This is a genomic window from Ramlibacter sp. (assembly GCF_035627355.1).
In the GTDB taxonomy this organism is placed as follows: Bacteria; Pseudomonadota; Gammaproteobacteria; order Burkholderiales; family Burkholderiaceae_C; genus Ramlibacter.
In genome coordinates this window covers 1-8,012 of the sequence record NZ_DASPLW010000023.1, presented here as the reverse complement: position 1 = coordinate 8,012, position 8,012 = coordinate 1, and the positions used below count along the sequence as shown (strand labels likewise).

Here is an 8,012-nt window from a genome sequence, read left to right as displayed (position 1 = left end):
GGCAGCGCTCGTCGAGCTCGGAACGCAGCGCGATCGGCGCGTTCTCCGCGTGGTAGAGCTGCAGCACGTCGACGAGCAGCGCGTTGAGATCGACGGGCTTGAGGTCGGCCGCGGGCAGGCGCGCGTAGTCGCGGAACTCGTTGACCAGCCGCTTCATCGCATCGACCTGATCGACGATGGTCTTGACCGACTTGACGAGCACGGCCTGCTCGGGCGCGGCGACCTTGCCCGAGAGCTTCATCTCGAGCCGCTCGGCCGAGAGCTGGATTGGCGTGAGCGGGTTCTTGATCTCGTGTGCGAGCCGGCGCGCCACTTCGCCCCAGGCCTGCGCGCGCTGGGCCGAGACGATCTCCGAGATGTCGTCAAACACCACCAGCCGGGCGGTGGTGTCCGGCTCGTCGCCCGGCATCAGCGCGCCCCGCGCCACCAGCGTGATGGCGGTGCTCTGCGCCGGCGAATCGGGCTGCGCCGGGTTGAGCTCGAAGGACTGCTGCCAGTGGTCCGGTCCGTGCGGGCGCTGCTCGTTGATGAAGTCCTCGAACTGCGCCAGCAGCGCGGCGCCGAAGCCCTCCAGCCCCGGTACGGCCGCCAGCGGCTGGCCCAGGTGTTCCGACAGCGGCACGCGCAGGATGCGGGCGGCGCCGGGGTTGGCCGTGTCGATGCGGCCCTGCTCGTCCAGCACGATGACGCCGGCCGTCAGGTTGTCCAGGATGGTCTGCAGGTGCGCGCGGGCGGCATTGACCTGCACCATGCTCTGGTCGACGGCGGCGCGTGCGTCGGCAAGCTGCTGCGTCATCTCGGCAAAGGACCGCGTCAGGCCGCCGAGTTCGTCCTTGCCCAGCAGCACCGGCTTGGGCGACAGGTCCCCGGCCGCGACTTCGCGCACCCCGGCGGCCAGCAGCAGCAGCGGCCGCGCCAGCTGGTTGCCCAGCAGCACCGCAAGGAAGACGGCGCCGAAGACCGCCAGGAACAGGCTCAGCGTCAGCGTGCCGATGTACATGCGGCGCAGGCCCTCGCGCGCCAGCGCCCGCTCCTGGTACTCGCGGTAGGCCTCCTGCACCGCGATCGCGTTGCCGACCAGGGTCGGCGGCAGGCTCTGCGTGGCCTGCAGCACCCGGGGCTCGCCCACCAGGCCGAGGCCGCTCGGCACCACCGCCAGCGCCTTGATGCGGGCCTGGCTCACGGCGCCGGGGCTGGGATCCTCCAGCCCTTCGATCACGGACATGGAACGCTGGCTGCGCGCGGTGCGCAGTTGCTGCGGCGTCGGCCGTTCGGGATTGAGCAGGAAGCGCGACTGGCCGGCACTCGCCGCCAGCTGCCCGTTGCCGGCCCACAGGATCAGGTCGTTGGCGGCCAGCTGCTCGCGCATGCGCTCCAGCGCCAGCGGCGCCGAGGTGTCCGGCACCTCGGCCAGCTGGGCGGCGGCGATCCTGGTCTTGTTGGCCAGGTCGGCCGCCAGCGTGTCCAGCGTGGAGCGGCCCAGGCTGAGGCCGGCATCCAGCGCGCCCTCCACCTGCACGTCGAACCAGCTTTCGATCGAGCGGGAGACGAACTGGTACGACACCACGTAGATCAGCAGTCCCGGCATGAAGCCCACCAGCGCGAAGATCGCCGCCAGCTTCACCAGCAACCGGCTGCCGAACTTGCCGCGCCGCACCCGCGACCACAGCCGCACCACCACCCAGCCGATCACCAGCAGCAGCAGCCCGGCCACCACCATGTTCAGGGCGAACAGCCGGCCGTAGTTGCGCTCGTACAGCTCGCGGTTGCCGGTCGCCTGCGTCAGCAGGAACAGCAGCACGATGCCGATGGCGGTGACCACGGCGGCGCCGACCAGCAGCGCCCAGCGCACCGCCCGCTGGCTGCCGAACGTGGGCTTGGGGCCCGCCGGGACGTGCTGCGGGTCCATCAGCGCACGCTTTCGAGCGCCAGCCGCTGGGTGCGCGCCGCGCTCAGGCTCCAGTCGGACTGCCCGACGGCGCCGATCTGGAACGGCCGCGGCAACTGCGAGACGTCCAGCCGGAAGCGGAAGTCCACGCTGTAGCGGGCGTCGGGCTCCAGGTCGGCCAGCTCCGCGATCTTCCAGCGCGACAGGTGCTGGATCGCAGCCATCGCCTCGTCCTGGCTGTCGAAGCTCTGGCCGAGCGCCAGCACCGAGTTGCCGATCGGCTCGTGCGACACCTGCAGGCGCCAGCGCCGGGTGAGCGGCTGGTACGACAGCCGCATGTAGCGCGAGGCGCCGGCCACGTGCTTGTCGTACCAGTACCAGCGGTCGCGCAGCAGCGAGGCGTCGGCCACGAAGAACATCGGGATGCCCTTGAGCAGCGCATCCTCCACCGGCGGCGGCAGCTCGAAGCGCACGCTCGCGCTCAGCAGCACGCCTTCCTCGGAGCGCTCCAGCCGCAGCTGAGTGACCTCCGCCACCTCGGCACGGACCGCGGCCGGGGCCAGCCAGCCGCACACCAGCGCGAGCGCTACCGCCAGCGCGCCCAAAGCGCGCTCAATCCGCAGCCGCAGGGTCCTTTTCCAGCCGTGCGTAGAAGAAGCCGTCGTGGTCACTTTCCGGATTGTCCCGGACGGCCTCGGCCCCCCGGCCGGAAGCCGGCAGCAAATGGCCCGGCGCCGGGCGCAAAAGGGCCGACTTGTTGTGTGCAACAAACGTCCGGATGCGCTGTTCGCCTTCCTCGCGGAAGACCGAACAGGTGCAATAGAGCAGCTGCCCGCCGGGCCGCACGAGCGGCCACAAGGCCTCCAGCAGTCGTTGCTGCTGGGCCGCGAGCCGGGCGACGTCGCCCGGCCGGCGCAGCCAGCGCACGTCGGGGTGGCGGCGCACGATGCCCGAGGCCGTGCAGGGCGCATCGAGCAGGATACCGTCGAAGGGCCGGCCGTCCCACCACTGCGACACGGCGGCGGCATCGGCAGCGACGATGCGGGCCGAGAGGCCGAGCCGCTGCAGCGTCTCGTCGATGCGGGCCGCGCGCTGGGGGTCGAGCTCCAGGGCGGTGACCTCGGCATCGGCCAGCTCCAGCAGGTGCGCGGTCTTGCCACCGGGCGCCGCGCAGGCATCGAGCAGGCGCAGGCGCTCCCCGGCCGCGGGTGCCAGTCCCTGCAGCAGCAGCGGCGCCGCGAGCTGGGCGGCGGCATCCTGCACCGACACCAGGCCCTCTGCGAATCCAGGGATGTCCGTCACCGGGCGCGGCCGGTCCAGCACGAGCCCGTGCTCGCCGACCGGCACTGCCGCCATGCCCGCTTCCCGCCATGCTTGCAGCAGGTCCTCGCGCCGCGTGCGGCGCGGATTCACGCGCAAGGTCATGGGGGCGGCGCCATTGTTGGCGCGCAGGATGGCTTGCCAGTGCTGCGGGTGGTCCTGCTGCAGGCGCTCGATCCACCAGCGCGGATGGTTCCAGAGCGCCACCGGATCCGCGTCCGTGGCGGCGACCAGCGCGTCACGCTCGCGCAGGAAGCGGCGCAGGCACGCGTTCAGGAAGCCCGACTGTGCCGCGGTGCCCGGCGAGTGCTTGGCCGCCTCGACGGCTTGGTCCACCAGCGTGAACGCTTCGTACGGCGCGTCCGCCTCATGCCAGCACAGCGCCAGCGCGGTGCACAGCAGCGCATCCGCTTCGGCGGGCGGCGCCCGTTTCGCCAACCGGCGCCGCAAGGCCTCGGCCCGGCCCAGTTGGCGCAGGGCGTGGAAGGACAGCGACTGGGCCGCGGGCCGCAGGTCAGCCGGCACGCGGGCCAGGGCCGGGGTGGCCGACTCGCCGGCTCGCACCGCCCGCACCACGCCCGCGGCCGCCTGCAGTTGCCGCCAGAGCGGCACGGACGTTCCGGCCGCTGGCTCGGCGGCGCCGGGAGCACGGGCAGGCGGCGCCGGCATGGTCCGCCGGGTCAGAGAGCCGCCGCCCGTGCGCCCGGCATCGCTTCGATGCCGCGGCCCGGCCGGAAGCCGAACAGCCAGGCCAGCAGCACGGCGGGAAACTGCGCGATGGCCTCGTTGTAGGCCTGCACGGCCTGGCTGAAGCGCTCGGCGGCCGCGGCGCACTGCGCGGTCATGTGCGCGCGCCGGGCCGTGAGCGTCTCCGGCAGCCGAGGCCCGGCCAGGTCGTGCGCGTCTTCGCGCTCGGCCCGCTCCCAGGCCATGGCCAGCACCGACTGCGCCGCGGCCAGCGCTGCGATGCGCTCCGGCTCCAGCGGCTTGGGTCGGGCCGCCGCCAGCGAGGCTTCGAGTTGGGCCGCCGCGCCCTGCAGGCCGCCCCAGAAGGAGCCCTCCATGCCGTCGAACAGCGACGCCGGCGGCTCGCCGTCGTCGGGCAGCAGTTGCCGAACCAGCTGGACCTGGCGCGTGAGTTCGGTGTCGAGCATCGCGAAGCTCGCGCCGGCGCCGCCGCGCAGCCGCACCAGCCGGTTGTACGCGCCCACGGCCCAGAACAGCAGCACGGCCGAGGCGACCCAGGTCATGACGGAATTGGACATGCGGCCCGACAGGAAAGAAAAACGCCCCACCCGCGCGTGCGGATGGGGCGCCTAGTTTAGTGAAGCGCGAGGCTTACTCGGTCGGGCCGCCTTCGGCTTCCGGGCCGGTGGCATCGGCCGTCACGCCGGCCAGTTCGGCCGCCTCGGCTTCGGCGATGGCGCGGCGCTCGGCCTCGTCCATCTGGTCCTTGGCCTTGCGCGCCTGGTGGTAGGCCATGCCGGTGCCCGCGGGGATCAGGCGGCCGACGATGACGTTCTCCTTCAGCCCGCGCAGCTCGTCGCGCTTGCCCATGATGGCCGCCTCGGTCAGCACCCGGGTGGTCTCCTGGAAGGAGGCCGCCGAGATGAACGAGTCGGTGGACAGCGAGGCCTTGGTGATGCCCAGCAGCAGGTTGCTGTAGGTGGCGGGCACCTTGCCCTCGGCGCGCAGCGCGTCGTTGGTGTCCAGCATCTCGGAGCGCTCGACCTGTTCGCCGGCGATGTAGCCGGACTCGCCCGGGTTCTCGACCACGACGCGGCGCAGCATCTGGCGGACGATCACCTCGATGTGCTTGTCGTTGATCTTCACACCCTGCAGGCGGTATACGTCCTGCACCTCGTCGACGATGTAGCGGGCCAGCTCCTCCATGCCCAGCAGGCGCAGGATGTCCTGCGGGTCGGCCGGGCCGTCCACGATGCTCTCGCCCTTGTTGACCACCTGGCCTTCGTGCACCAGGACGTTCTTCTCCTTGGGCACCAGCTCGGACCACTCGTTGCCTTCCGGGTCGGTGATGACCAGGCGGATCTTGCCCTTGGTCTCCTTGCCGAACGACACCGTGCCGGTCATCTCGGCCAGCATGCCCTTGTCCTTGGGCGAGCGGGCTTCGAACAGCTCGGCCACGCGAGGCAGGCCGCCCGTGATGTCGCGGGTCTTCTGGCCTTCGATCGGGATGCGGGCCAGCACTTCGCCGGGCGCCACGTCCTGGCCGTCGCGCACCTGGATCAGCGCGCCGACCTGGAAGCCGATGGTCACCGCGTGGTCGGTGCCGGGGATCTTCACCTCGGCGCCAGAGGCGTCCACCAGCTTGACCTGCGGACGCACCACCTTGGCGGAGCCGCGGCGCTTCGGGTCGATCACGACCAGCGTCGACAGGCCGGTGACCTCGTCGACCTGGCGGGCCACCGTCAGGCCTTCCTCGACGTTCTCGAACTTCACCTTGCCGGCGAACTCCGTGATGATCGGACGGGTCAGCGGGTCCCAGTTGGCCAGGATGGTGCCGGCCTTGACCTGCTGGTCGGCCTTCACCGTCAGCGTGGCGCCGTACGGCACCTTGTGGCGCTCGCGCTCGCGGCCGTGCTCGTCGTGGATGACGACCTCGCCGGAGCGGGCGATCACCACCAGCTCGCCCTTGCCGTTGGTCACGTAGCGCATCGTGCTGTTGAAGCCGATCACGCCGTTGGACTTGGCTTCCACGCTGGAGGCGATGGCCGCACGCGAGGCGGCGCCGCCGATGTGGAAGGTGCGCATGGTCAGCTGCGTGCCGGGCTCGCCGATCGACTGGGCGGCGATCACGCCGACGGCCTCGCCGACGTTGACCAGCCCGCCGCGGCCGAGGTCGCGGCCGTAGCACCTGGAGCACAGGCCGAAGCGGGTGGCGCAGGTCAGCGCGGTGCGGACCTTCACCTCGTCGACGCCGGCGGCTTCCAGCTCCTCGATCGCGTCCTCGTCCAGCATGTGGCCGGCGGGCACCACGACGGCGCGGCTCTCGGGATGCAGCACGTCCTCGGCCGCGGTGCGGCCCAGGATCCGGTCGCGCAGCGACTCGATCACCTCGCCGCCCTCGACGATGGCGCGCATCAGCGAGCCCTCGCTGGTGCCGCAATCCTCCTCGGTCACGACCAGGTCCTGCGTCACGTCCACCAGGCGGCGCGTCAGGTAGCCGGAGTTGGCGGTCTTCAGCGCCGTGTCGGCCAGGCCCTTGCGGGCGCCGTGCGTGGAGATGAAGTACTGCAGCACGTTCAGGCCTTCGCGGAAGTTGGCCGTGATCGGCGTCTCGATGATCGAGCCGTCCGGCTTGGCCATCAGGCCGCGCATGCCCGCCAGCTGTCGGATCTGGGCGGCCGAACCGCGGGCGCCGGAGTCGGCCATCATGTAGATGGAGTTGAAGGACTCCTGCTCCACTTCCTTGCCGCTGCGGTCGATGGTCTTTTCCTTGCGCAGCTGGTCCATCATCACCTTGGACACGGCGTCGCCCGCCTTGCCCCAGATGTCGACCACCTTGTTGTAGCGCTCGCCGGCGGTGACCAGGCCCGAGACGTACTGCTGCTCGATGTCCTTCACCTCCTTCTCGGCATCCTCGATGATGCGGTACTTCTCCTGCGGCACCAGCATGTCGTCGATGCCGATGGAGATGCCCGCCCGGGTCGCCAGCCGGAAGCCGTTCTGCAGCAGCTTGTCGGCGAACACCACGGTCTCCTTGAGGCCGCACTTGCGGAAGGAGGCGTTGATCAGCCGGCTGATCTCCTTCTTCTTCAGCGCCTTGTTGATCAGCGCATAGGGCAGGCCCTTGGGCAGGATCTCCGACAGCAGGGCGCGACCCACGGTGGTGTCCACCAAACCGGTGGAGGCGGTGAACTCGCCGGTGGCCTTGTCCTTGGTGTACTCCGTCAGGCGCACGCTCACCTTGGCCGTCAGCTCGACGATGCCGGCGTCCAGCGCCCGCTGCACCTCGCCGACGTCGGCGAAGATCATGCCTTCGCCCTTGGCGTTGATGCGCTCGCGGGTGGTGTAGTACAGGCCCAGCACCACGTCCTGCGAAGGCACGATGGAGGGCTCGCCGTTGGCGGGGAACAGCACGTTGTTGGAGGCCAGCATCAGCGTGCGGGCTTCCATCTGCGCTTCCACCGACAGGGGCACGTGCACGGCCATCTGGTCGCCGTCGAAGTCGGCGTTGAAGGCGGCGCACACCAGCGGGTGCAGCTGGATTGCCTTGCCCTCGATCAGGATCGGCTCGAAGGCCTGGATGCCCAGGCGGTGCAGCGTCGGGGCCCGGTTCAGCATGACCGGGTGCTCCTTGATCACCTCCTCGAGGATGTCCCACACCACCGGGGTGCCGGATTCCACTTCCTTCTTCGCCGCCTTGATGGTGGTGGCGATGCCCATGGCCTCCAGGCGCGAGAAGATGAAGGGCTTGAACAGTTCCAGCGCCATCAGCTTGGGCAGGCCGCACTGGTGCAGCTTGAGGGTCGGGCCCACCGTGATGACCGAACGGCCCGAGTAGTCGACGCGCTTGCCGAGCAGGTTCTGGCGGAAGCGGCCGCTCTTGCCCTTGATCATGTCGGCCAGCGACTTGAGCGCGCGCTTGTTGGCGCCCGTCATGGCCTTGCCGCGGCGGCCGTTGTCCAGCAGGCTGTCCACGGCCTCCTGCAGCATCCGCTTCTCGTTGCGCGCGATGATCTCCGGGGCCTTGAGCTCCAGCAGGCGGCGCAGGCGCGAGTTGCGGTTGATGACGCGGCGGTACAGGTCGTTCAGGTCGGAGGTCGCGAAGCGGCCGCCGTCC

Annotated in this window: 5 protein-coding genes; all 5 read right to left on the bottom strand. The window is 70.7% G+C overall.

Going from position 1 to position 8,012, the window contains the following annotated elements; genetic code table 11:
• Positions 1-1,909: sensor histidine kinase (locus VEC03_RS06805; RefSeq protein ID WP_324913835.1), on the bottom strand; the 1,909-nt coding region annotated here is incomplete at its 3' end.
• Entirely contained in the window at positions 1,909-2,493 is a 585-nt protein-coding gene (locus tag VEC03_RS06800) for a DUF4390 domain-containing protein (RefSeq protein WP_324913833.1), read from the bottom strand. The genes VEC03_RS06800 and VEC03_RS06805, both read right to left, overlap by 1 nt.
• 7 nt (positions 2,494-2,500) lie before the next feature.
• A complete protein-coding gene (rsmB, locus tag VEC03_RS06795) occupies positions 2,501-3,877 on the bottom strand; it encodes a 16S rRNA (cytosine(967)-C(5))-methyltransferase RsmB (protein WP_324913831.1) in 1,377 nt (458 codons plus the stop codon).
• Between the two features lie 11 nt (positions 3,878-3,888).
• Entirely contained in the window at positions 3,889-4,473 is a 585-nt protein-coding gene (locus VEC03_RS06790; RefSeq protein ID WP_324913830.1) for a LemA family protein, read from the bottom strand.
• Between the two features lie 73 nt (positions 4,474-4,546).
• Positions 4,547-8,012, bottom strand: a 3,466-nt coding sequence (rpoC, locus tag VEC03_RS06785) for a DNA-directed RNA polymerase subunit beta' (RefSeq protein ID WP_324913828.1), incomplete at its 5' end; no start/stop codon positions are given.

Bases quoted from the DNA above. Each gene is read 5' to 3' on its own strand.
- rsmB (WP_324913831.1), bottom strand. From the start codon at position 3,877: ATGCCGGCGCCGCCTGCCCGTGCTCCCGGCGCCGCCGAGCCAGCGGCC.
- VEC03_RS06790 (WP_324913830.1), bottom strand. From the start codon at position 4,473: ATGTCCAATTCCGTCATGACCTGGGTCGCCTCGGCCGTGCTGCTGTTC.